This is a genomic window from Inquilinus sp. YAF38 (assembly GCF_052113205.1).
Classification (GTDB): domain Bacteria; phylum Pseudomonadota; class Alphaproteobacteria; order DSM-16000; family Inquilinaceae; genus Inquilinus.
Genome location: NZ_JBFRCU010000014.1, coordinates 28,875 through 49,765, shown reverse-complemented (window position 1 = coordinate 49,765; position 20,891 = coordinate 28,875). Strand labels below are relative to the sequence as shown.

At 68.9% G+C, this 20,891-nt stretch carries 19 protein-coding genes; 13 read left to right on the top strand and 6 right to left on the bottom strand.

Features of this window, described 5'->3' with window-relative positions:
• From AB4Z01_RS08970 to AB4Z01_RS08960, 3 genes are read right to left on the bottom strand one after another with little or no spacing between them, the layout of a single operon-like run.
• Entirely contained in the window at nt 1-1,578 is a 1,578-nt protein-coding gene (locus AB4Z01_RS08970) for an ABC transporter substrate-binding protein (RefSeq protein WP_441692550.1), read from the bottom strand.
• A gap of 26 nt (nt 1,579-1,604) precedes the next feature.
• Nucleotides 1,605-2,441, bottom strand: coding sequence for an ABC transporter permease (locus tag AB4Z01_RS08965; protein ID WP_441692548.1), 837 nt, complete (start codon nt 2,439-2,441; stop codon nt 1,605-1,607).
• A gap of 10 nt (nt 2,442-2,451) precedes the next feature.
• Entirely contained in the window at nt 2,452-3,372 is a 921-nt protein-coding gene (locus AB4Z01_RS08960) for an ABC transporter permease (RefSeq protein ID WP_441692546.1), read from the bottom strand.
• A 161-nt stretch (nt 3,373-3,533) separates the two neighbouring features.
• On the opposite strand from AB4Z01_RS08960, the gene AB4Z01_RS08955 reads away from it, so the two are divergent.
• A complete protein-coding gene (locus AB4Z01_RS08955) occupies nt 3,534-4,442 on the top strand; it encodes a LysR substrate-binding domain-containing protein (RefSeq protein WP_441692545.1) in 909 nt (302 codons plus the stop codon).
• Between the two features lie 12 nt (nt 4,443-4,454).
• Here AB4Z01_RS08955 and AB4Z01_RS08950 read toward each other — a convergent pair whose 3' ends face one another.
• Together AB4Z01_RS08950 and AB4Z01_RS08945 are read right to left on the bottom strand one after the other, a co-directional pair.
• Nucleotides 4,455-5,189, bottom strand: coding sequence for an NADPH-dependent F420 reductase (locus AB4Z01_RS08950; protein ID WP_441692543.1), 735 nt, complete (start codon nt 5,187-5,189; stop codon nt 4,455-4,457).
• Nucleotides 5,190-5,200: 11 nt separating this feature from the next.
• Entirely contained in the window at nt 5,201-5,644 is a 444-nt protein-coding gene (locus AB4Z01_RS08945; RefSeq protein ID WP_441692541.1) for a MarR family winged helix-turn-helix transcriptional regulator, read from the bottom strand.
• A 139-nt stretch (nt 5,645-5,783) separates the two neighbouring features.
• On the opposite strand from AB4Z01_RS08945, the gene AB4Z01_RS08940 reads away from it, so the two are divergent.
• The 10 genes from AB4Z01_RS08940 to AB4Z01_RS08895 all read left to right on the top strand — a co-directional run bounded on the left by AB4Z01_RS08940 (nt 5,784) and on the right by AB4Z01_RS08895 (nt 18,186).
• Nucleotides 5,784-6,245 (top strand): MarR family winged helix-turn-helix transcriptional regulator, encoded by a 462-nt coding sequence (locus AB4Z01_RS08940; protein ID WP_441692539.1) that lies wholly within the window; start codon nt 5,784-5,786, stop codon nt 6,243-6,245.
• A 59-nt stretch (nt 6,246-6,304) separates the two neighbouring features.
• Nucleotides 6,305-7,471, top strand: a complete 1,167-nt coding sequence (locus AB4Z01_RS08935) for an efflux RND transporter periplasmic adaptor subunit (RefSeq protein ID WP_441692537.1) — start codon at nt 6,305-6,307, stop codon at nt 7,469-7,471.
• Nucleotides 7,468-10,581 carry an efflux RND transporter permease subunit gene (locus AB4Z01_RS08930; protein WP_441692535.1) on the top strand — a complete coding sequence of 1,038 codons (3,114 nt, stop codon included), beginning with the start codon at nt 7,468-7,470 and terminating at the stop codon, nt 10,579-10,581. The genes AB4Z01_RS08935 and AB4Z01_RS08930 overlap by 4 nt, the downstream gene beginning before the upstream one ends.
• Before the next feature lie 116 nt (nt 10,582-10,697).
• Nucleotides 10,698-11,675, top strand: coding sequence for a LacI family DNA-binding transcriptional regulator (locus AB4Z01_RS08925; protein ID WP_441692533.1), 978 nt, complete (start codon nt 10,698-10,700; stop codon nt 11,673-11,675).
• The gene (locus tag AB4Z01_RS08920; protein WP_441692531.1) at nt 11,672-12,697 is read left to right on the top strand and encodes an ABC transporter substrate-binding protein; all 1,026 of its coding nucleotides are present in this window, start codon (nt 11,672-11,674) and stop codon (nt 12,695-12,697) included. The genes AB4Z01_RS08925 and AB4Z01_RS08920 overlap by 4 nt, the downstream gene beginning before the upstream one ends.
• 169 nt (nt 12,698-12,866) lie before the next feature.
• A complete protein-coding gene (locus tag AB4Z01_RS08915) occupies nt 12,867-13,697 on the top strand; it encodes an ABC transporter permease (RefSeq protein ID WP_441692530.1) in 831 nt (276 codons plus the stop codon).
• Nucleotides 13,697-14,470 carry an ABC transporter permease gene (locus tag AB4Z01_RS08910; protein WP_441692529.1) on the top strand — a complete coding sequence of 258 codons (774 nt, stop codon included), beginning with the start codon at nt 13,697-13,699 and terminating at the stop codon, nt 14,468-14,470. Before AB4Z01_RS08915 ends, AB4Z01_RS08910 begins: the two co-directional genes overlap by 1 nt.
• Nucleotides 14,463-15,485 carry an ABC transporter ATP-binding protein gene (locus AB4Z01_RS08905; RefSeq protein ID WP_441692527.1) on the top strand — a complete coding sequence of 341 codons (1,023 nt, stop codon included), beginning with the start codon at nt 14,463-14,465 and terminating at the stop codon, nt 15,483-15,485. The genes AB4Z01_RS08910 and AB4Z01_RS08905 overlap by 8 nt, the downstream gene beginning before the upstream one ends.
• A complete protein-coding gene (locus AB4Z01_RS08900) occupies nt 15,482-16,417 on the top strand; it encodes a nucleoside hydrolase (RefSeq protein WP_441692526.1) in 936 nt (311 codons plus the stop codon). The genes AB4Z01_RS08905 and AB4Z01_RS08900 overlap by 4 nt, the downstream gene beginning before the upstream one ends.
• Entirely contained in the window at nt 16,414-18,186 is a 1,773-nt protein-coding gene (locus AB4Z01_RS08895; RefSeq protein WP_441692524.1) for an adenine deaminase, read from the top strand. The genes AB4Z01_RS08900 and AB4Z01_RS08895 overlap by 4 nt, the downstream gene beginning before the upstream one ends.
• A 21-nt stretch (nt 18,187-18,207) precedes the next feature.
• Here AB4Z01_RS08895 and AB4Z01_RS08890 read toward each other — a convergent pair whose 3' ends face one another.
• Complete coding sequence (locus AB4Z01_RS08890) at nt 18,208-19,101, bottom strand: LysR family transcriptional regulator (protein ID WP_441692521.1); 894 nt, start codon at nt 19,099-19,101, stop codon at nt 18,208-18,210.
• A 75-nt stretch (nt 19,102-19,176) separates the two neighbouring features.
• Between AB4Z01_RS08890 and AB4Z01_RS08885 the strand changes: the two genes are divergently transcribed.
• Both AB4Z01_RS08885 and AB4Z01_RS08880 read left to right on the top strand, forming a co-directional pair.
• Nucleotides 19,177-20,424, top strand: coding sequence for an MFS transporter (locus tag AB4Z01_RS08885; RefSeq protein ID WP_441692520.1), 1,248 nt, complete (start codon nt 19,177-19,179; stop codon nt 20,422-20,424).
• A gap of 115 nt (nt 20,425-20,539) precedes the next feature.
• On the top strand, nt 20,540-20,890 hold the full coding sequence (locus tag AB4Z01_RS08880) for a cyclophilin-like fold protein (RefSeq protein ID WP_441692518.1): 351 nt from the start codon (nt 20,540-20,542) through the stop codon (nt 20,888-20,890).
• Nucleotide 20,891 lies beyond the last annotated feature (1 nt).

Here is a 20,891-nt window from a genome sequence, read left to right as displayed (position 1 = left end):
TCAGCCCAGCTTCAGGTAGCCGCCATACAGGCGCATGTCGCTGTCGCCGATCGGCGTCCACTGGATGTCGCCGCGATGCGCCCAGTTGTAGACGCTCTTCCACAGGTAAAAGCCCGGCGTGACCCGCTGCCATTCCTCGGACAAGGCGAGATAGGCCGCCTTGCGCTTCTCGAACTCGATCTCCTTCTCGAAGGCGCGGCCGAGCTCGACGAATTTGTCGGTCGGTGTCCAGGTCTTCCAGCTCGCGGTGGAGCGGGTCGCGGTCGGGCCCCAATCCAGCCACAGCGGCTGGTACGGGTCGCCCGGGATGAAGTCCGAGCTCATCGACATGTTCATCAGGTGATAGGGCCGGCGATAGACCAGCTCGAAATTGTCCAGCACCTGGGCCTCGACATTGACGCCGATCTCGCGCCACTGCTCGACCATCACCTCGGCCGCGGCCTCGTAGTTCGGATAGAACTGCCGGGTGATGTGCCACAGCAGCTTCTGGCCGTCATAGCTGGTCTCCTTGACCAGGGCCTTGGCCCGCTCCGGGTCGAAGGGCAGCTTCGGCTTCGCCTCGGGGTCGTAGAACCTGCCGTATTCCGTGAAGTTGAACGGCACCGCCGGGTGGAAGGTGCTGTCGCCGAACAGGGCCGTGACGATCTCGTCCATGTTGACGCCCTGCACCATGGCGTAGCGCAGCTTCGAGTCGACCAGCGGATTGTCCGGCGGGTCGGGCAGGGTGTTGAAGGCGAAGGCCGGGTAGTTCTCGACCTGGCGCCGGACCAGCTTGACCTCGGGATAGCCCGCCAGCGTCGGCTCCTGGTCGGTCGGGATGTTGACGATGAAGTCGAACTCCTTCGACACCAGCCCGGCCAGGCGTGCCGCGAATTCCGGCACGATCTTCCACACCAGCTGCCGCGCCGGCGGCGGGTCGCCCCAATAGCCGTCGAAGGCGTCGAGCACCATCACCTCGCCGGAGCGGAAGGTGGTGACCTTGTAGGGTCCGGTGCCGATCGGCGCCTGGCCGAAGCGGTCGACGCCGACCTCGAGATAGTATTTCTTCGGCACCACCAGACCGATATTGCCGGTCAGCTTGCCCGGGACGTTCGGGTCGGGCGTGGCGGTCTCGATCTCGATGGTGTGTGGCCCGGTGGCCTCGACCCGCTTGAAGCCGGCGGTGAAGGTCTTGCCGCGCGGCTCGAACGGCTTCGGGCCCCACAGCCGGTCGGCGCCGAGGGTGAAGGCGACGTCCTCGGCCGTCATGTCCGTGCCGTCGTGGAACTTCACGCCCTGGCGCAACTCGATGGTCCAGACCGTGCCGTTCCGCTCCCACTTCGTCGCCAGCTTCGGCTGCAGCGCCAGGCCGTTCGGGTCGGACAGGTAGTCGCGCTCGATCAGCGCCTCATAGAAGTTCGGGAAGATCCGGTTCGAGGTGGTGCTGAGGCCGTTGATCGGCGACATCGTCTGCCACAGGTTGTCGACCGCGATGGTCAGCACCGGCCGGTCCGCCGCCCGCCCGTATCGCAGCGGCGTCGCCAGCGAGACGGCGCCGGCGCCGAGCGCCAGCTTGCCGAAACCGCGTCTTGTGAACATCGAAGCCTCCTTTGCTTGTTTCGTTGTCAGGCGGTGCGGACGCGCAGCATCGGGTCCAGCCGGTCGCGCAGCCAGTCGCCGACGATGCTCATCGAAAGGGTGACGGCGAAGATCACCAGCCCGGGCCAGACCGCGATCCACCAGGCGCTGGACAGGTATTCGCGGCCATCGCCGAGGATCTGGCCCAGGCTGGTCATGGGCGGCTGGATGCCGAGGCCGAGGAAGCTCAGCGAGGTCTCGAGCAGGATGATCTGCGGGAAGTTCAGCGTGACCTGGACGATCAGCGCGCTCGCCACGTTCGGCAGGATGTGCCGCAGGTACAGGCGCATCGGCGAAGCGCCCAGCGCCACCACCGCCTTGGCATAGGGCTGGCTGGCGGCGGACAGGACCACGCCGCGCGCCAGCCGGGCATAGGATTCCCAGCCATGCAGCCCCATCAGGATGACGAACAGCGTCAGGCTGTTGCCGAAGAAGGCCAGCAGGGTCAGCGCGATCAGGATGAAGGGCAGGGACGCCTGGAAGTCGACCAGCATCATCAGCGACTCCTCGACCCAGCCGCGGAAATGCGCGGCGATGAAGCCGATGGCGCAGCCGACCACCGCCCCGATCACCGTGCCGGCGACGGCGACCGACAGCGACATCTGCAGCCCGCCGACCAGCCGGGCCACCATGTCGCGGCCGAGCCGGTCGGTGCCGAGCAGGTGGCGCGGATCGCCGCCCAGGAACGCCGGCGGCTTGAGCCGGGCGAGCAGGTTCTGCTGGGTCACGCCATAGGGCGTCAGCCAGCCGCCGAACAGGGCGGCCAGCAGCGCCGCCGCCAGGATCGCGAAGGCCGCTGCAAGGAGCCAGGGGAAGCGCCGCATCGCCCGGCCCTCAGCGCGCCGTGCGGATGCGCGGGTCGAGCAGCCCGTACAGCAGGTCGACCGCCAGATTGGCCGCGACCATGGTGACGGCGACCAGCAGCACCAGCGCCTGCACCACGGCAAGGTCGCGCGAGGTCACGGCGGTGACCAGCAGCCGGCCGATGCCGGGCCAGGCGAACACCGTTTCCACCACCACCGCGCCGCCGACCAGCGCGCCGAGATTGAGGCCGATGACGGTGACGATCGGGATGGCGGCGTTGGGCAGGGCGTGGCGCAGCACCCGGTACAAGGGCGGCGCACCCTTCGCCGCCGCGGCCCGCATATAGGGCTTGTCCAGCACCTCCAGCATCGCCGAGCGGGTGAAGCGGGCCAGCGTGCCGGCGGTGTAGACGCCGAGGGTCGCGGCCGGCATCAGCAGGTGCAGGATCGAGCCGGTGCCCGAGCTTGGCAGCCATTGCAGGGTCAGGGAGAACAGCAGGATCAGCAGGATGCCGAGGAAGAAGTTCGGCAAAGCGAAGCCGAACACGGCGAAGCCCATCACCAGCCGGTCGAGGGCAGAGCCGCGGCGCAGCGCCGCGACGATGCCGGCCGGCACCCCGACCAGGATGGCGACGGCATAGGCGGACAGGCCGAGCAGCACGGTCCACGGCACGCGCTCGGCGATGATCTCGGTCACCGACCTGCCGTCGCGGTAGGAGGTGCCGAACTGGCCCGACGCCATCTGCACGACATAGCGCAGATACTGCTCGGGCAGCGGCCGGTCGAGGCCCCAGGCCTCCCGGAATTGCGCAATCTCCTCGATCGTGGCGTCGGGGCCCAGCAGCGACTGCACCGGGTCGCCCGAGACCCGCAGGACGATGAAGGCGAAGGTCACCACGAACCAGAGCGTCAGGAGGGTCCGTGCGGCTTTCACCGACCAGAAGCGCACCATACAGCAGCCTTCTCCGTGTCGGGGGCGGGCAGGGCCGGTCTCGGGAGAGGGCCCGCGATCGGCAGGACAGCGGCCGATCCGGGGCATCGAAGGGGCTAGCGAACCACAGCGATCCCATGGGATCTATCACAAAAATACAAAGGCATTTATATCTCGCAGATATGAATAGGGGCATCGAGCTGCGGCATCTGAGCTACTTCGCCTGCCTGGCGGAGGAGCTGCATTTCGGCCGTGCCGCCGACCGCCTCGGCATGGCCCAGGCGCCGCTCAGCCAGCAGATCCGGCAGCTGGAGGAGCGGGTGGGCGTGCGCCTGTTCGACCGCACCACGCGGCGGGTCAAGCTGACCGCGGCCGGCGAGATCCTGCTGCGCCACGCGCGCGACGTGCTGAGCGGCCTGGACCGCGCCATCTCCCACACCAGGGCGATCTCGGGCGAGCATGTCGGCCACCTCGTCGTCGGCGGCGTGCATCTGGCGCTGTCGCAGTTCCTGCCCGGCATCATCCGCGCGTTCCGCCAGGATTATCCCGCGGTCTCGGTCGACGTCGTGCCCCTGACCACGGCCGAGCAGCTGAAGACCCTGGACACCGGCGGCATCAACGTCGCCTTCATCCGGCCCACCACCGCAGCCGGCTTCATGCAGATGGAGCGGCTGTCGAGCGAGGGCTTCGTCGCGGTGCTGCCGCGGGACCATCCGCTCGCGTCCAAGCCGGACCTGTCGCTGCGCGATTTCTCCGGCCAGCCCTTCATCGGCTATGCGCCGATCCTCGGCGCCAGCTACAGCAACCTGGTGCTGGAGGCGTTCCGCCAGGCCGGGGTGCGGCCGATGGTGGTGCAGGACGCCTCACACACCCTGTCGATCGTCACCCTGGCCGCCGCCGGCGTCGGCCTCGGCATCGTGCCGTCCTGGGTGTCGCACATGCCGCTGCCGGAGCTGGCCTACCGGCCGCTCGACGACCTGCCGCAGGCGGTGGAGCTGGCCATCGCCTGGCCGGCCGGCGAGACCTCGCCGGCCGTGCTCGACTTCGTCCGCATCTCCCGCCTCGTCGCGGCGCAGCGCCGGGCGCATTAGTAGGTTCTACAATCACGCCGTCACGGCGCGGTTGCGGGCGACTATGTCGTCATGGGCGAGCTTGTCGCCGGCTGCCATGAACTCCCGGATGAGGGCTTCACGGTTGCCGGGAGCACGGGACCGATCGGCGGACTGCAGCGCCGGCTCCAGTTCGTTCGCCGTCAGTTCCGTGCAATAGGCAGGGGTGCCGGGCTGCTGCCGCCAGGATTCGGCGAGGCCCCCTGAATCCACCGCATCGAAACCGGTGGCTTTTACCAGTTCCATGGCAATGGCCTTGGCCTTCAGATCGTCACCCGCGACTGGAATGGCGATGCGACCCGATGCTCCGGCCGGTCGTCCCTTCTCGGACAACGTTGCCGCCAGCACGGCGTTCCAGGCTTTGACGACCGGTCGACCGATCCGCTCGCCGACCCAGATACTTTCGGGCTTGCCGCCAACGACCTCGGCAATCGCGCCGTCACGGAACGGATAGTAATTGGACGTGTCGATGACGACGATGCCGGCATGCACGTCCTTGAAGAGGTTCGAGAGCTCGGAATGCTTTGCGAACGGAATCGAAAGGACGACCACCTCGACGCCCTGAACGGCATTCTCCTTCGAGACGGCGGTGGCGCCGACGTCGCGAGCCAGATCGCGGATGGAGTCCGGCCCCTTCGAATTGGCGAGCTTGATCTCGTGGCCGCTGGCGGCAAGCTTTCGGGCCAGAGTCGCGCCGATATTTCCTGCGCCGATGATTCCGATCTTCATAGGATGTCCTTTCAGTCGCGGGCGGGGCGGGCGAACGCATCGAGCGTGTCCCTGAGTTCGGTCAGCCCGTCGTCGGTAAGCCGGCAGGCAGTCTTGATCTTGTCGGTGATGCCCCAGAGCTCCTCGCGCAGGGCCTCGCCGCCCGCTGTAAGGTTGATCAGGACACGGCGCTCGTCGTCGCGGTCGCGTGTCCGGGTCACCATGCCGGATGCTTCGAGCCGTTTGAGAAGCGGCGTGATCGTCCCTGTATCCATGCCGAGTTTCGTGCCCAACTCTCCGACAGCGCGCGGCGTGCCCGCGAAAAGTTCGAGCATCACCAGATACTGCGGGAACGTCAGACCCAGCGGCTCCAGGAATGGTTTGTGGAGGCGGGCCATCCGGTTGGCCGCACCGTAAAGCGCGAATGAAAGCTGGGTGCCGACCTGGCGACGGGCATCGGGTTCGATCTCAGGCATCGCGATACACTAGTGCAGCATTATCTAGTGAACTAGATAATTTCTCCGTCGGCATTTTCAAGCAGGATGCGGCTTCGCCCGGCTCCAGCACCAAGCGCTCCCTCTTGACGATACGTTCATATGCACCTATTTAGGCGGCATGTCCTCTTCGCAAGCTCTCGACGACGAAACCGCCGACCTCATCGTCCGCACCTGTCTGTGCCAGCGCATCCAGCGGGCGGGGCGGATCATCGGCCGCCGTTTCGACGAAGCGTTCCGGTCGCTCGGGATCAACAACTGGCAGTTCTCCATCCTCATCGCGCTCCGGCAGCTTCGGTCCCCGACCATCGGGGAAGTGGCGGAGGTGCTCGGGATGGACCGTACGACCCTGACCAAGAACCTGAAACCGCTGGCCCGGCGCGAGCTTTTGCGCGTGGCCACCGACGAGCACGATGCGCGGGCGCGGCGCATCACCCTGACGGCAGCCGGGGAGGGGATCCTGGCCGAGGCCAAGGACGGTTGGCATCAGGCCCAGCGGGCGGTCACTGCGGGCATCCCGCCGGAAGAATTCGCGCAACTGACATCCTCGCTGGAGCGCTTCCAGGCTACGGAGAGGGGCTGAATGATGGGCACCAGTCTCGAAGGTCGGCCATATATGTGCATATCCACTGATTTCCGGGCTTGCGTTCGATTCCGCCTTCCGGAGCCGCCACCCCAGCTGTCGGAAACCCGCTCATGAAAAAGACGTACCTTCTGCTCCTCGTCGCTCTCCCGTTGCTGACCGCTGGCGTGGCGGGCTTCGTCGTGGTCTCCGGAGCGGCCGAAGAGCGAAGGGTGCAGGACGATCCGCGCAGCGCTCCGCCGGTCGTCGCGATCGCCGAGGCCAAGCGGGTCGGGCATGCCGAGCGCGCGTTCACCGGTTCGATTTCGGCGCGGGTGCAGAGCAATCTCGGCTTTCGCGTGCCCGGCAAGATCGTCGAACGCATGGTCGATATCGGCGAGCGGGTCGCCGCCGGCCAGCCGCTGATGCGCATCGACGAGAATGACCTGAGCCTTGCCCTGACCGCCAGGCAGAACGCGGTGGCCGCCGCCCGGGCAGTCGCGGTGCAGGCCCGCGCGGACGACAAGAGATATGCCGATCTCGTTGCCAAGGGATGGGCGACGAAGCAGCGCCATGAGCAGGCCAAGGCGGCGCTGGACTCCGCCGAGGCGCAGCTCGCCGCCGCCGAAGCCGAGGCCAGAGTCGCGGCGAACGAGGCCGGATATTCCATCCTCGCGGCCGACGCGGACGGCGTGGTCATGGAGACGCTCGGCGAGCCCGGCCAGGTCGTCACCGCCGGACAGGTGGTGGTGCGGCTGGCCCATGCCGGGCCGCGCGAGGCCATCGTCGCGCTTCCCGAGGCGGTCAGGCCGGTCCTGGGCTCCCAAGCCGAGGCGACCGTCTACGGCCTCGACAAGCGGCGCTGGCCCGCCCGCCTGAGGCAACTGTCGGATTCAGCCGACCCGCAGACCCGGACCTATGAGGCGCGCTACGTGCTGGATGGCGATGCGGCATCGGCGCCGCTGGGCGCGACGGTGACGCTGTGGATCGCGGATGCCGATGCCGCCCAAGACGTCGAGGTCCCGATCGGCGCCGTTCTGGACAATGGCGGCAAGACCGGCGTCTGGGTGATCGACCAGGCCAAATCCACGGTCGGCTTCAGGCCGGTGACGATACGCCGGCTCGGTGAGGAGACCGCGATCGTGTCGGGCGTCGAATCCGGCGAGCGGATCGCGGCGCTGGGCGCCCACCTCCTGCATGACGGCGAGACCGTCCGCACCCTGGTGGCAAAGGCGGATTCGCCATGAGCTTCAATCTTTCGGCGCTCGCCGTCCGCGAGCGTGCGGTGACGCTGTTCTTCATCATCGCCATCGCGATTGCCGGCGCCTTCGCCTTCCTCGAACTCGGCCGCGCCGAGGACCCCGCCTTCACCGTGAAGACGCTGACCGTCACCACCGCCTGGCCGGGCGCGACGGCGCAGGAGATGCAGGATCTCGTCGCCGAGCCGCTCGAGAAGCGCCTGCAGGAGCTGGCCTGGTACGACCGGGTCGAGACCATGGTGCGGCCCGGGCTGGCCTTCATGACGCTCACCCTGAAGGACGGCACCCCGCCGGCCGCGGTGCAGGAGCAGTTCTACCAGGCCCGCAAGAAGCTGGGCGACGAGGCCCGGAAGCTGCCCGCGGGGGCCATGGGCCCGTTCGTCAACGACGAATACTCGGATGTCAGCTTCGCGCTGTACGCGCTGAAGGCCAACGGCATGCCGATGCGCGCTCTGGTCCGGCAGGGCGAGGCGATCCGCCAGCAGCTCCTTCAGGTGCCCGGCGTCAAGAAGATCGACATTCTCGGCGAACGGCCGGAACGGATCTTCGTCGGGTTCTCCTATGCCAAGCTGGTCACGCTCGGCGTCTCGGCGCAGGACATCTTCGTCGCCCTGCAGCGGCAGAACGCGGTGACGCCGGCGGGTTCGATCGACACCGAGGGACCGCAGGTCTTCATCCGTCTCGACGGTGCCTATGACGACCTTCAGAAGATCGCCGACACGCCGATCGCCGCCGGCGGCCGCACGCTCAAGCTCTCCGACATCGCCGATGTCCGGCGCGGATACGAGGACCCGGCGACCTTCATCATCCGTCATCAGGGCGAGCCGGCATTGATGCTGTCCGTGGTGATGCAGGGCGGCTGGAACGGCCTCGACCTCGGCCGCGCGCTGGAGGCGGAGACGGCGAAGGTGGCCGGCGCCCTGCCGCTCGGGCTCAGCCTGACCAAGGTGACCGACCAGGCGGTGAACATCACGGAGTCCGTCGACGAGTTCATGCTGAAATTCTTCATGGCGCTCGGGGTCGTGCTGCTGGTCAGCCTGCTCAGCCTCGGCTGGCGGGTCGGCATCGTCGTCGCGGCCGCGGTTCCCCTCACCCTCGCGGTTGTGTTCCTCGTGATGCTGGAGACCGGCCGCTTCTTCGACCGCATCACGCTCGGCGCCCTGATCCTCGCGCTCGGATTGCTGGTCGACGACGCCATCATCGCCATCGAGGTGATGGTGGTGAAGATGGAGGAGGGCATGGACCGGATCGCGGCCGCGGCCTATGCCTGGAGCCACACGGCGGCGCCGATGCTGTCGGGCACGCTGGTGACGGTGGTCGGGCTGATGCCGGTCGGCTTCGCGCGCTCGACCGCCGGCGAATATGCCGGCAACATCTTCTGGATCGTGGGCTTCGCCCTGATCGCCTCCTGGGTCGTGGCGGTCGCGGTCACGCCCTATCTCGGCGTGAAGCTGCTGCCCGAGATCAAGCCGGTCGAAGGTGGGCACCACGCCATCTACGACACGCCGAACTACCGGCGCCTGCGCCGGGTCATCGCCTTCGCCGTGCGCCACAAATTCCTGACCTGCGGCGCGGTGGGGATCGTCTTCGTGCTCTCCGTCATCGGGATGGGCGCGGTGAAGCAGCAATTCTTCCCGACCTCCGATCGTCCCGAGGTGCTGGTCGAGGTGCGCATGCCGGAGGGTACGAGCATCGAGGCGACGGAGCGGACGGTCGAGACGGTCGAGCGCTGGCTGGCGGACCAGCCGGAGGCACAGATCGTCACCAGCTATGTCGGCCAGGGCGCGCCGCGCTTCTTCCTGGCCATGTCCCCGGAACTGCCCGACCCCGCCTTCGCCAAGATCGTCATCCTGACGCCGGACGCGGAGGCCCGCGAGGCCCTGAAGCACCGGCTGCGCACGGCCGTGGCCGAAGGGCTGGCGCCCGAGGCCTATCTGCGCATCACCCAGCTGGTGTTCGGCCCCTACACGCCGTTCCCGGTCGAGTTCCGGATCATGGGGCCGGATGCCGGCGAGCTGCGCCGGATCTCCGAGCAGGCTCTCGCCATCATGCGGGGCGTGCCCGACGTGCAGCAGGCCAATCGCGACTGGGGCAACCGCGTGCCGACCCTGCGCTATGTCCTCGACCAGGACCGGCTGCGCCTGATCGGCCTGTCGCCGGCGGAAGCGGCGCAGCAACTGCAGTTCCTGCTCACCGGCGTCACCGTCACGCAGGTTCGCGAGAACATCCGCACCGTCGACGTGGTGGCCCGCAGCGCCGGTGGCGAGCGGCTCGATCCCGCCCGCCTCACCGACTTCTCGCTCACCAGCCGCGACGGGCGACTGATCCCGCTCGACCAGATCGGCCACGCCGAGGTGCGCATGGAAGATCCGATCATGAAGCGGCGCGACCGGATCCCGACGATCGCCGTCCGCTCCGACATCGGCGAGGCCACCCAGCCGCCCGAAGTCTCGAAGCATGTCATGCAGGCCCTGCAGCCGCTGATCGCCTCGCTGCCCGACGGCTACCGCATCGAGATGGGCGGCTCGATCGAGGAGGCGGGCAAGGCGAATGCCGCGCTCGCCGCCGTGTTCCCGATCATGGTCGCCCTGATGCTGGTCTTCATCATGCTGCAGGTCCGCTCCTTCTCGGCGACCGCCATGGTGATGCTCACCGCCCCGCTCGGCCTGGTCGGCGCCGTGCCGATCCTGCTCGCCTTCAACCAGCCCTTCGGCTTCAACGCCATCCTGGGGCTGATCGGGCTCGCCGGCATCCTGATGCGCAACACCCTGATCCTGATCGGGCAGATCAAGGAGAACAAGGATGCCGGGCTCGACGACTACCACGCCGTGGTCGAGGCGACCGTGCAGCGCGCCCGGCCGGTCATCCTGACGGCGCTCGCCGCCGTTCTGGCCTTCGTCCCGCTCACCCATTCGGTGTTCTGGGGGTCGATGGCCTACACGCTGATCGGCGGGACGGCCATCGGCACCGTGCTCATCCTGCTGTTCCTGCCGGCGCTCTACGCCACCTGGTTCCGCGTGAAGCCTTCCGTCTCACCGGAAGCCGCTCTTGGTCACCGACACGGCGAGGCGATCCCCGCTCCGGCCGGCGCCGAGTGAGGGGAGGGTAGGCGCAGCCGCTCGCGGTTTCGGCTTGCGCTGCAGCGATTGCATGGTTAATCGTGCAATCTGCTTAATCGTGACACCAGAAGCCGATGCCCGGCAAGCCGCCATCCATGCTCGATCTCGCGCGCACTCTCGGCGTGTCGCGGGCGACCGTGTCGAACGCGCTGCGCGGCAAGGGGCGGCTGTCGCCGGAGCTGGCGGGGCGGATCCGGGCGCTGGCGGCGGAGCTGCGCTACATCCCGGCCCATGCCGGCCGGGCGCTGCGCACCGGCCGCAGCGCCACCATCGGCCTGATCGTGCCGGATTTCGGCCAGCCGCTGTTTCCGATCTTCGCCCAGGCGATCGAGCGCGCCGCCAAGAGCCGCGGCGTCGCCGTGCTGGTCGGCGACAGCCTGGGCACGGCGGCGGGGCAGGCGGCCGAGATCGCCAACCTGCTCGGCCGCGGCATCGACGCGCTGGTGATCATCCCGACCCGTGGCACCACGGTCGACGCCGCCGCGATCCCGGTGCCGGTGGCGGTGATCGACAGCGCCGCCACCCGCGGCAACACGGCGGCGAGCAACCATCGCGACGGCGGCCGCCAGATCGCCGGCCACCTGATCGGGCTCGGCCACCGCGACATCCTGCTGCTGGCCGGGCCGAAGGATTCCAAGGTGGCGCGCGAGCGCACCGACGGCATGCGCGAGGTCTTCGCCCGGGCCGACATCACCCCGCACATCCGGCATTCCGTCACCAGCTTCGAGATGGGGGCGGAGATCGGCGCCGCGGCCGACCTCGCCGGCGTCACCGCCTGCGCCGCGGCCTATGACGCGCTGGCCGTCGGCTTCGTCACCGCCCTGGCCGCGCGCGGGGTGCGGGTGCCGCAGGACGTCTCGGTCACCGGCTTCGACGACCTGATGTGGGCGCGCATCGTCTCGCCGCCCTTGACCACCGTGCGGCAGGACCTCGCCGCCATCGCCGACCATGCTCTGGCTGTCGCCACCGGCGAGCGGCAGGGCGCGCGGCTGTTCCCGGTCGAGCTCGTGCTCCGGGCCTCGACCGCCTGCCCGCGACACGTCAACGACAACCGAAGAGGGGGTGCTTCATGATCTCGACACGCATGGCCGCCGGCGCCGCGCTGACTGTTCTCGGCCTCTCGCCCGCCTTCGCCGAGACGCCGATTCTGACCATCTCGGTCTACGGCATAGCGCAGGACGCCTATAAGAAAGACCTGTACGACCCGTTCGAGGCGAACTGCGGCTGCAAGCTGGTGGTCGAGACCGGCAACAGCAGCGAGCGGCTGGCGAAGCTGGAGGCCAACAAGGCGGCGCCGGTGATCGACGTCGCCGCGATCGCCGACTTCAACGCGCTGGAGGCGGCGAGGAAGGACCTGATCCAGCCGATCGACGTGTCGAAGCTGTCGAATTACGCCGCGCTCTACGACCTCGCCCAGGACCCGCTCGGCGGCCATCTGGCGGTCGGCTACACCTTCTACTCGACCAGCATCGTCTACCGCTCGGACAAGGTCTCGATCGCCAGCTGGAAGGACCTGTTCAAGCCCGAGCTGGCCGGCCGCATCGCCCTGCCGAACATCACCACCACCCAGGGGCCGCTGGCGCTCTACATGATCGACAAGGCCGAGGGCGGCACCACCCCCGACCTGAAGGCCGGCATCGACGCCATCGCCGCGCATCGCGAGGACGTGGTCACTTTCTATGAGCGCGGCTCGCAGATCCCGCAGCTGTTCGAGCAGGAGGAGATCCTGGCGGCGGTGGTCGGCCGCTTCGGCTGGGCCAACATCAAGAAGCTCGACCTGCCGATCAAATGGGCGACGCCGAGCGAGGGCCAGACCGGCGGCATGAACGTGCTGACCCTGGTCAAGGGCACGAAGAACGAGGCGCTGGCGCTGAAGTTCATCGACTATTGGCTGTCCCAGGAAGTCCAGACCAGGCTGGCCATGGACCTGGTCGACAGCCCGGCCAACAAATCGGTCGAGGTGCCGGCTGGGACGGCGGAGGCGCTGACCTACGGCGCCGAGACCGCGGCCAGCCTCAGCTTCATCACGCCCGCGGCGATGCTGGAGAACCGCGAGGCCTGGGTCGCCGGCTGGAACGCCAAGGTCGCGCAGTAGGCCCAGAGCATGAACAGGTTCAAGCATAGATGCTCCGAACAGGAGGCTTTCTCTTACCTGTCATTGCCGGGCTTGATCCGGCAATCCAGAAGCTGTCGACAGACTCTGGATGCCCGGGTCAAGCCCGGGCATGACAATTTTCCTTTTAGTTCGACGTTCTGAGCGCCCCATGTTCGAGAAGCGAGGCATCGGCCTGGCCTTGATGGCGCCCGCGGCCCTGTTCGTCGCGGTCGGCTTCCTGCTGCCGGTCGCGATCCTGCTGGCCGGCAGCTTCCACTCCGCCGCCGGCTGGGGGCTGGAGAACTTCACCGAGTTCTTCGCCAAGCCGCTGAACCGCGATGTGTTCTTCCGCACCTTCCGCCTGGCGCTCACGGTCACGGCGGTGGCGGCGGTGGTCGGCTATGCCGTGGCGCTGGTGATTGTCGACGCCTCGCCGGGGGTGAAGGGCAAGCTGGTCGGCCTCCTGGTGCTGCCGCTGATGATCTCGCCGGTGGCGCGGACCTATGCCTGGCTGGTGATCCTCGGCCGCACCGGCATCGTCAACGTGGCGCTCACGAACCTTGGCCTGTCGGACGAGCCGATCCGCTTCCTGTTCAGCGAGACCGCGATCTTCATCGGCCTGATCCAGCTGTTCTTCCCGCTGATGGTGCTGCCGCTGGTCAGCGCGCTGGAGAACCTGCCGGCCGATGTGGTGCCGGCGGCCCGGGTGCTCGGCGCCTCCTGGTGGACGGTGTTCCGGCGCATCCTGCTGCCGCTGACCCGCGAGGGGCTGGTGGTCGGCGGCACGCTGGTCTTCGTCGGCTCGCTCACCGCCTATGTCACCCCGGCGATCCTCGGCGGCTCCAAGGTGCTGATGCTGGAGACGCTGATGTACCAGCGCGTCTCGGTCGCCAACGACTATGCCGCCGCCGGGGTGATCGCGGTGATCCTGATCGGCATGAGCCTGCTGACCCATAGCGGGCTGAAGCGGTTGGCGACGGCGCGGCGGAGGGCCGGCTGATGCGGATCGCCGGCCACACCCTGCTCGCCGCCGTGATGGTGTTCCTGATCGGCCCGTTCCTGCTGATCTGCGTCGCCGGCCTGTCTGCCGGCGAGACCCTGGCCTTTCCGCCGCAGGCCCTGTCGCTGCGCTGGGTGGAAAAGGTGTTCGAGGTCGAGAGCTTCCGTTCCAGCTTCGCCCTGTCGCTGGCGCTCGGCCTCGGCGCCACCGGTGCTGCGCTGCTGCTCGGCATTCCCGCGGCTTACGCGCTGGAGCGCTACGACCTGCCGGGGCGCGAGGCGGTGCGCGGCGTGGTCACGGCGCCGATCATCGTGCCCGGCATCATCGTCGGCCTGGCGCTGCTGCGGCACCTGGTGATCCCGGCCGGCATCCCGGTGATGGCCGCGCTGTTCGTTGCCCACACCGCCCTCCTGGTGCCCTATGCCGTGCGCATCACCTCGGCCAGCCTGAAGAACCTGCGGGTCGACATGGAGGAGGCGGCGGTGCTGCTCGGCGCCAGCCGGGCCGGGGCCTTCTTCCGGGTGGTGCTGCCGAACATCCGCAACGGCATCATGGCCGCCTTCGTCATCGGCTTCGTCACCTCCTTCAACCAGGTGCCGGTGTCGCTGTTCCTGTCCGGCCCCGGGGTGTCGACCCTGCCGATCGACATGATGTTCTACATGGAATTCAACTACGACCCGTCGGTGGCCGCGCTGTCGGGCCTGCTGGCCCTGATGTCGCTCGCCATCGTGCTGGTCGCCGAACGCCTGCTGGGGCTGTCCCGCTATGTCTGACGCCTTCCTCGATATCAACGGGCTGACGCTCGCCTATCACGGCCAGGTCGCGGTCGACCGGCTGACCGTGTCGATCCGGCGCGGCGAGCTGGTGGCGCTGCTCGGCCCCTCCGGCTGCGGCAAGACCACGACGATGCGCGCGATCGCCGGGCTGATGGCGCCGGCCGGCGGGCAGATCACCCTGGCCGGCCGCGACATCACCCGGGTGCCGGCCAACAAGCGCGGCGTCGGGCTGGTGTTCCAGTCCTACGCCCTGTTCCCGCATCTGACGGTGGCCGAGAATGTCGCCTTCGGCCTGCGGCTGAAGCGCCTGCCGGAGGCGGAGATCACCAGCCGGGTCGGCGCGGCGCTGGAAAATGTCGGCCTCTCCGGCTTCGCCCAGCGCCTGCCCAAGGCCCTGTCCGGCGGCCAGCAGCAGCGCGTCGCCCTGGCCCGGTCGATCGTGGTCGAGCCGCAGTTGCTGCTGCTGGACGAGCCGCTGTCGAACCTCGACGCAAGGCTGCGGCTGGAGATGCGCAGCGAGCTGAGCCGGCTGCAGCGCGAGCTCGGCATCACCATGATCTACGTCACCCACGACCAGGCCGAGGCGCTGGCCCTGGCCGACCGGATCATCGTCATGCGCGCCGGCCAGATCGAGCAGATGGGCCGGCCGGACGAGATCTACGAGGCGCCGCGCTCGCCCTTCGTCGCCCGCTTCATGGGCTTCGAGAACACCTTCGCGGTGGAGCAGGGGCGGCTGGCCGCCACGGGCGGCAGCCTGGCGCCGGGCTTCGCCCTGCCGGTTTCGGCCAAGGCGCTGGGCTGGCGGCCGCAGGCGGTGGCGCTGGGCGCCGGCCCGCATCGCGGCCGGGTGCGCGGCGTCTCCTATCTCGGCCAGACCGTCGAATACCTGCTGGAGACGCCGGCGGGGCCGGTGAAGGCCGAGGTGCCGGCGGCTGCGCCCCGGCACGAGGCGGGGGCGGAGATCGCCTTCGACCTGCCGCTGGCGACGGCGGCGGTGATGGAGCGGGCATGATGCGCCGGGTCTGGATCGACACCGATATGGGCTTCGACGATGTCATCGCCATCGCGATGGTGGCGGACGCGCCGGATGTCTCGATCGCCGGGATGTCACTGGTCGCCGGCAACGCGCCGCTCGACCGGGTGGCGCAAAACGCCCGTGCCGCCGCCGCCTTCTTCGGCTGGGCGATGCCGATCCACCTCGGCCGCGACCGGCCGCTGCTCGGCGATCTCGTCACCGCCGCCTATGCGCTCGGCGACGGCGCCATGCCGACGGCCGGGCGTACCCTGCCCGAGGCGGACACGCCGCTTTCCGGGGAACCGGCGCTGGCGGCGCTGACGCGATATCTGGAGGAGGGCGGGTCCGAGATCCTGGCGCTGGGGCCGCTGACCAACATCGCGGCGCTGGTGCTCGCCCGGCCCGACTTGGCGGCTCGGATCCGGCTGGTCTGGATGGGCGGCAGCGCCGGCCCCGGCAACCACACGGCGGTCGCCGAGTTCAACGCCGCGGTCGACCCGGAGGCGATCCAGGCGGTGATCGATGCCGGGGTGCGCATCGCCATGGTCGGGCTCGACGCCTGCCGGCCGGTCACGGTCTCGGTCGCCGATGCCGGCCGGCTGCGGGCCGTCGGCGGCGACCGTGCCGCGGTGCTGGCCGACCTGCTGGAGGGCTATGCCCGCATCGGCCAGGCCGGGGTGCCGCATCCGCTCTACGACCCGGTGGCGGCGGCCGCCTGGATCGAGCCGGCGACGGTCGGCTTCCGCCCGGCCCGGCTGGATGCCGAGCTGTCCGGCCGGATGACCCGCGGCATGACCGTCATCGAATGGCGGGTGCCGCGCAAGGCCGCCGCCAATGCCGACATCGCCACCGTGCCGGACGCCGATCGCATCCGCGCCCTGGCGCTCGGCGCGCTGGAACGCGCCGCCCAACCGAAGGTCCAGCCATGACTCGCGAACCGCGTGACCTCGACGAACCCGGCCTGCGCGACCGCGCCGTGCGCGCCGCCCGCGGATTGATCCCCTTCGACGTGCTGATCACCGGCGCCCAACTCATCGATGTCGCGACCTCGGAGATCCGCGCCGCCGATATCGGCCTGGTCGGGCCGCTGGTCGCCAGCGTGCACGCCCCCGGCAGCCGTGCCGACGCGGGCCGGGTGGTCGACGCCGCCGGCCGCTTCGTCGCGCCCGGGCTGATCGACACGCATATGCATGTCGAAAGCTCGATGATGACGCCGCGGCGCTATGCCGAGGTGGTGGTGCCCCAGGGCACGACCACGATCTGCTGGGACCCGCATGAGGTCGGCAACGTCGCCGGCCTGGCGGGGGTGCGCTGGGCGGTCGAGGCGGGGCAGGGGCTGCCGCTGCGGATCCTGACCCTGGCCCCGTCCTGCGTGCCCTCGGCGCCGGGGCTGGAGGTGGCAGGCGCCGAGTTCGGCGGCGGCGAGATGGCGGAGATGCTGCGCTGGCCCGAGATCGTCGGCGTCGCCGAGGTGATGAACATGCGCGGCGTGCTGGACCGCAGCGAGCCGATGCAGGGCGTGGTCGCCGCCGGCCTCGTCAGCGGCAAGCTGGTCTGCGGCCATGCCCGCGGGCTGGAGGGCGCGGCGCTGCAGGGCTTCGCCGCCGCCGGCATCCAGTCGGATCACGAGATCACCTCGGGCGACGACCTGCTGGCCAAGCTGCGCGCCGGCTTCACCGTCGAGCTGCGCGGGTCGCACGACTATGTCCTGCCCGGCGCGGTGCAGGCGCTGGCGACACTGCCGCATCTGCCGCAGACCCTGACCATCTGCACCGACGACATCTTCCCGGACGATTTGGTCGCGGTCGGCGGCATCGCCGATGTGCTGCGGCGGCTGATCCGCTACGGCATGCGTCCGGTCGACGCGATCCGGGCAGCCACGCTGAACGCGGCGATGCGGCTCGGCCGGCGCGACCTTGGCCTGGTCGCCCCCGGCCGCCGCGCCGATCTGATCGTGCTCGACGGGCTGGAGACGCTGGGCGTCGAGCGGGTCTTCGCCTCGGGCCGCGAGGTCGCGGCGGAGGGGCGCCTGACCGCGGGGCCGCTCGGCCGCCCGGCCGACGCCTTCCATGACAGCGTGAAGGTGCTGCCGCTGACCGCCGACGATTTCGTCCTCCGCCTGCCGGGGCGCGGCTCCGCCGTGGTCAACTCGATCTTCCGGCCCCGCTTCACCGAATGGCGCGACCTGGCGGTCGAGGTTCGGGACGGCGCGGTGGTGCTGCCGGCCGACAGGATCCTGATGGCGGTGATCCACCGCCACGGCCGGCGCCCGGCGGTGCCGCAGATCGGCATCCTGGACGATTGGGGCCATTGGCGCGGCGCGCTGGCGACGACGATCTCGCATGACAGCCACAACCTGACCGTGTTCGGCCGCGACCCGGCCGACATGGCGGCGGCGGCGAACGCGGTGATCGCGGCCGGCGGTGGCATGGCGGTGGCCGAAGCCGGCGTGGTGACCGCGCTGGTGGCGCTGCCGGTCTGCGGCCTCTTGTCCGACGCGCCGGCGGCGGAGGTGGCGGCCGATTTCGCCGCGGTGAAGGCGGCGGCGGATCGGATTGTCGACTGGCAGCCGCCCTACCGCACCTTCAAGGCCGTGGTCGGTGCTAGCCTGGCCTGCAACCCGGGGCCGCATGTCACCGATCTCGGCCTGGCCGACGGCACCACCGGCGAGATCCGTCCGCTCGCGGCCGCGGACTGAGCCGCGAGGACATCTTGCGGATCAGGCGTCTCTATATCGGAGCGCATCGACGATGACTTCGAATGCAGGCGAGTTCTGGCGCCTGCTCGGGTAGTATATGTAATATCCCTCAAAGCTCGGCGACCAGTCGTCGAGCAGTAGAATCAGCCGTCCGTCCGCAACCTGCGGCGCCACGAGACTTTCGGGGACATAGGCAATCCCGTAGCCGTTCAGGGCAGCATCGACCATGGGGTAGGAGCTGTTGAAGGTGAACTGCCCGTCCACCCTGACCCGGAGGTCCTTGCCGTCCTTGGCGAACTCCCAGGCATAGAAGCCCCCTGCGGCCTGGCGCATGTTGATGCAGTCATGGCCCAACAGGTCCTGCGGATGGTTCGGCGAGGGGCGGGTTGCCAGATAGCGGGGCGAAGCGACGGCGACCATGCGCCAGTCCGGCCCCACCCGAACCGCGATCATGTCCCGCTCGACGCTTTCCCCCAGCCGGATGCCGGCATCGAACCCGTCCTCGACGATGTTGCGGAACTTGTTGTCGATGCTCAGCTCGAGCTTGATGTCCGGATAGGAACTCAGGACCGGCCGCAGCTTCGGCCACACGACGGTTTCGAGGGCATGGTCCGACAGGGTGATCCTGATCGTCCCGGCCGGCTTGTCTCGAAACGCCATGAGCGCGGCGATCTCGGCCTCGATCTCCGCCACCCGCGGTGCCAGTGACTGCCGCAACCGCTCTCCTGCCTCGGTCGGCGCGACGCTCCGCGTCGTCCGCGTCAGGAGCCGGATGCCCATCCGCGATTCCAGGCCCTTTATGGTGTGGCTGAGCGTCGACTGGGCAATGCCGAGCTTTGCGGCCGCTCTGGTGAAGCTGCGCTCTTCGGCGACGGCCAGGAACCACAGCAGGTTGTTGAAGTCTTCCCTGGCCATCGGCGCTCCTCGCAATCGGCCACAGGGATTTATGGCTTATATCGATAAATGCAAGCGAATTATGGCCGCTAATCTATGGGGCCCGCCGCCGCTACCTTCAGAGGCGTACACGCCGGTGAAAGACGCATCATGCAATCAGCCTATGACGAGACGCTGGTCAGGCCGCGCGCGGCCTGGGGCGCGGTGGCGTCCATGGCCCTCTGCGTCGCGGCCCTCATCGCGTCCGAGTTCATGCCAGTGAGCCTCCTGACGCCGATCGCGCACGACCTTGGGCTCGCCGAGGGACAGGCCGGGCAGTCGATCTCGATCTCGGGCCTCTTCGCCGTGGTCACCAGCCTGTTCGTCGCGGGGCTGACCCGGCGCATCGACCGTAAGATCGTCCTGTCCTCCTTCTCCCTGCTGCTGATCGTCTCCGGCACGGTCGTGACCTTCGCCCCGGACTATTCGATCCTGATGCTTGGCCGCGCGCTCCTGGGCATCGCGATCGGCGGGTTCTGGTCGATGTCCACCGCCATCGTCATGCGGCTGCTGCCGGAGGATTCGGTGCCGCGGGGCCTCGCGATGCTCAACGCCGGCAATGCCGTCGCGGCCACGATCTCGGCCCCGCTCGGGAGCTTTCTGGGGGCCTATGTCGGCTGGCGGGGCGCCTTCTTCCTCGTGGTGCCGCTCACCCTGATGGCGCTGATCTGGCAGTGGGTGAGCATGCCGTCGCTGCCGCCGCGGCGGCGGGCCGGCCGGGGGAATGTGTTCCGGCTGCTGTGGCGCCGCCAGGTCGCCCTGGGCATGACGTCGATCTTCCTGCTGTTCATGGGGCAGTTCGCGCTGTTCACCTATCTGCGGCCCTTCCTCGAATCCGTCTCCGGCTATTCGGTTTCGGCGCTGTCGCTGGCCCTCCTGCTGATGGGGCTTGCAGGTGTCGCGGGCACTTGGTGCATCAGCCGATTGCTTCGCACGCGCCTGTATTCGATCGTCATCGCGATTCCCCTGGTGATGGCCGGGATCGCGATCCTGCTGATCGCCCTGGGCTCCCTGCAGGTGCCGACGGCCCTCCTGCTGATCGCGTGGGGCTTCTTCGGCACCGCCGCGCCGGTGGGCTGGGGGACCTGGCTGAGCCGGGTCCTGCGCGACGACGCCGAAGCCGGCGGGGGCCTGCAGGTCGCCATCATTCAGCTTGCGATCACGATCGGCGCCGCGATCGGCGGCCTGCTGTTCGACTGGACGGGCTGGTGGAGCTCTTTCGCAGTCGCGGCGATCCTGCTGCTGGGCTCTTCGCTGGCCGCGGCCGCCGCGTGGTTCGAATGGGAGCTATCGCATGAAGCTTGAATCCCGGTCGCTCGGGCGCCGAGCCCTCCTCGGAGCCGCTCTCGTCGGCACCGTCATGCCGCACACAGCGCCGGCTCAAACCGCGCACAACACGACTGACCTGGGAGGGACCAGGATGAAGATACGGATCGCCTTCAACGGCCGCGACTTTACGGCCACCCTCGACGACACCCCGTCGGCCCGCGACCTCGCATCGATGCTGCCGCTCGATCTCACCATCGACGACTACTCGACCAACGAGAAGATCGCGTATCTGCCGCGGAAGCTCACCGAGGACGGCAGCAGGCCAATCACGAACGAGGCCCCGGGCGACCTCTGCTACTACGTCCCGTGGGGCAACCTGGCGTTCTTCTACGCCGGCTACCGCTATTCGAAAGGGCTGATCCGGCTCGGCCGCCTGGACGGCGGCATCGAGCCGCTGCTGGTGCGCGGCGAATTCCCGCTCCGCGTCGAGTTTCTCACCTGAC

What these genes read in the sequence shown, in the direction of transcription:
- AB4Z01_RS08970 (WP_441692550.1), bottom strand. Translation starts at nt 1,578, where the DNA reads ATGTTCACAAGACGCGGTTTCGGCAAGCTGGCGCTCGGCGCCGGCGCC.
- AB4Z01_RS08965 (WP_441692548.1), bottom strand. Translation starts at nt 2,441, where the DNA reads ATGCGGCGCTTCCCCTGGCTCCTTGCAGCGGCCTTCGCGATCCTGGCG.
- AB4Z01_RS08960 (WP_441692546.1), bottom strand. Translation starts at nt 3,372, where the DNA reads ATGGTGCGCTTCTGGTCGGTGAAAGCCGCACGGACCCTCCTGACGCTC.
- AB4Z01_RS08955 (WP_441692545.1), top strand. Translation starts at nt 3,534, where the DNA reads ATGAATAGGGGCATCGAGCTGCGGCATCTGAGCTACTTCGCCTGCCTG.
- AB4Z01_RS08950 (WP_441692543.1), bottom strand. Translation starts at nt 5,189, where the DNA reads ATGAAGATCGGAATCATCGGCGCAGGAAATATCGGCGCGACTCTGGCC.
- AB4Z01_RS08945 (WP_441692541.1), bottom strand. Translation starts at nt 5,644, where the DNA reads ATGCCTGAGATCGAACCCGATGCCCGTCGCCAGGTCGGCACCCAGCTT.
- AB4Z01_RS08940 (WP_441692539.1), top strand. Translation starts at nt 5,784, where the DNA reads ATGTCCTCTTCGCAAGCTCTCGACGACGAAACCGCCGACCTCATCGTC.
- AB4Z01_RS08930 (WP_441692535.1), top strand. Translation starts at nt 7,468, where the DNA reads ATGAGCTTCAATCTTTCGGCGCTCGCCGTCCGCGAGCGTGCGGTGACG.
- AB4Z01_RS08925 (WP_441692533.1), top strand. Translation starts at nt 10,698, where the DNA reads ATGCTCGATCTCGCGCGCACTCTCGGCGTGTCGCGGGCGACCGTGTCG.
- AB4Z01_RS08920 (WP_441692531.1), top strand. Translation starts at nt 11,672, where the DNA reads ATGATCTCGACACGCATGGCCGCCGGCGCCGCGCTGACTGTTCTCGGC.
- AB4Z01_RS08915 (WP_441692530.1), top strand. Translation starts at nt 12,867, where the DNA reads ATGTTCGAGAAGCGAGGCATCGGCCTGGCCTTGATGGCGCCCGCGGCC.
- AB4Z01_RS08910 (WP_441692529.1), top strand. Translation starts at nt 13,697, where the DNA reads ATGCGGATCGCCGGCCACACCCTGCTCGCCGCCGTGATGGTGTTCCTG.
- AB4Z01_RS08905 (WP_441692527.1), top strand. Translation starts at nt 14,463, where the DNA reads ATGTCTGACGCCTTCCTCGATATCAACGGGCTGACGCTCGCCTATCAC.
- AB4Z01_RS08900 (WP_441692526.1), top strand. Translation starts at nt 15,482, where the DNA reads ATGATGCGCCGGGTCTGGATCGACACCGATATGGGCTTCGACGATGTC.
- AB4Z01_RS08895 (WP_441692524.1), top strand. Translation starts at nt 16,414, where the DNA reads ATGACTCGCGAACCGCGTGACCTCGACGAACCCGGCCTGCGCGACCGC.
- AB4Z01_RS08890 (WP_441692521.1), bottom strand. Translation starts at nt 19,101, where the DNA reads ATGGCCAGGGAAGACTTCAACAACCTGCTGTGGTTCCTGGCCGTCGCC.
- AB4Z01_RS08885 (WP_441692520.1), top strand. Translation starts at nt 19,177, where the DNA reads ATGGGGCCCGCCGCCGCTACCTTCAGAGGCGTACACGCCGGTGAAAGA.
- AB4Z01_RS08880 (WP_441692518.1), top strand. Translation starts at nt 20,540, where the DNA reads ATGAAGATACGGATCGCCTTCAACGGCCGCGACTTTACGGCCACCCTC.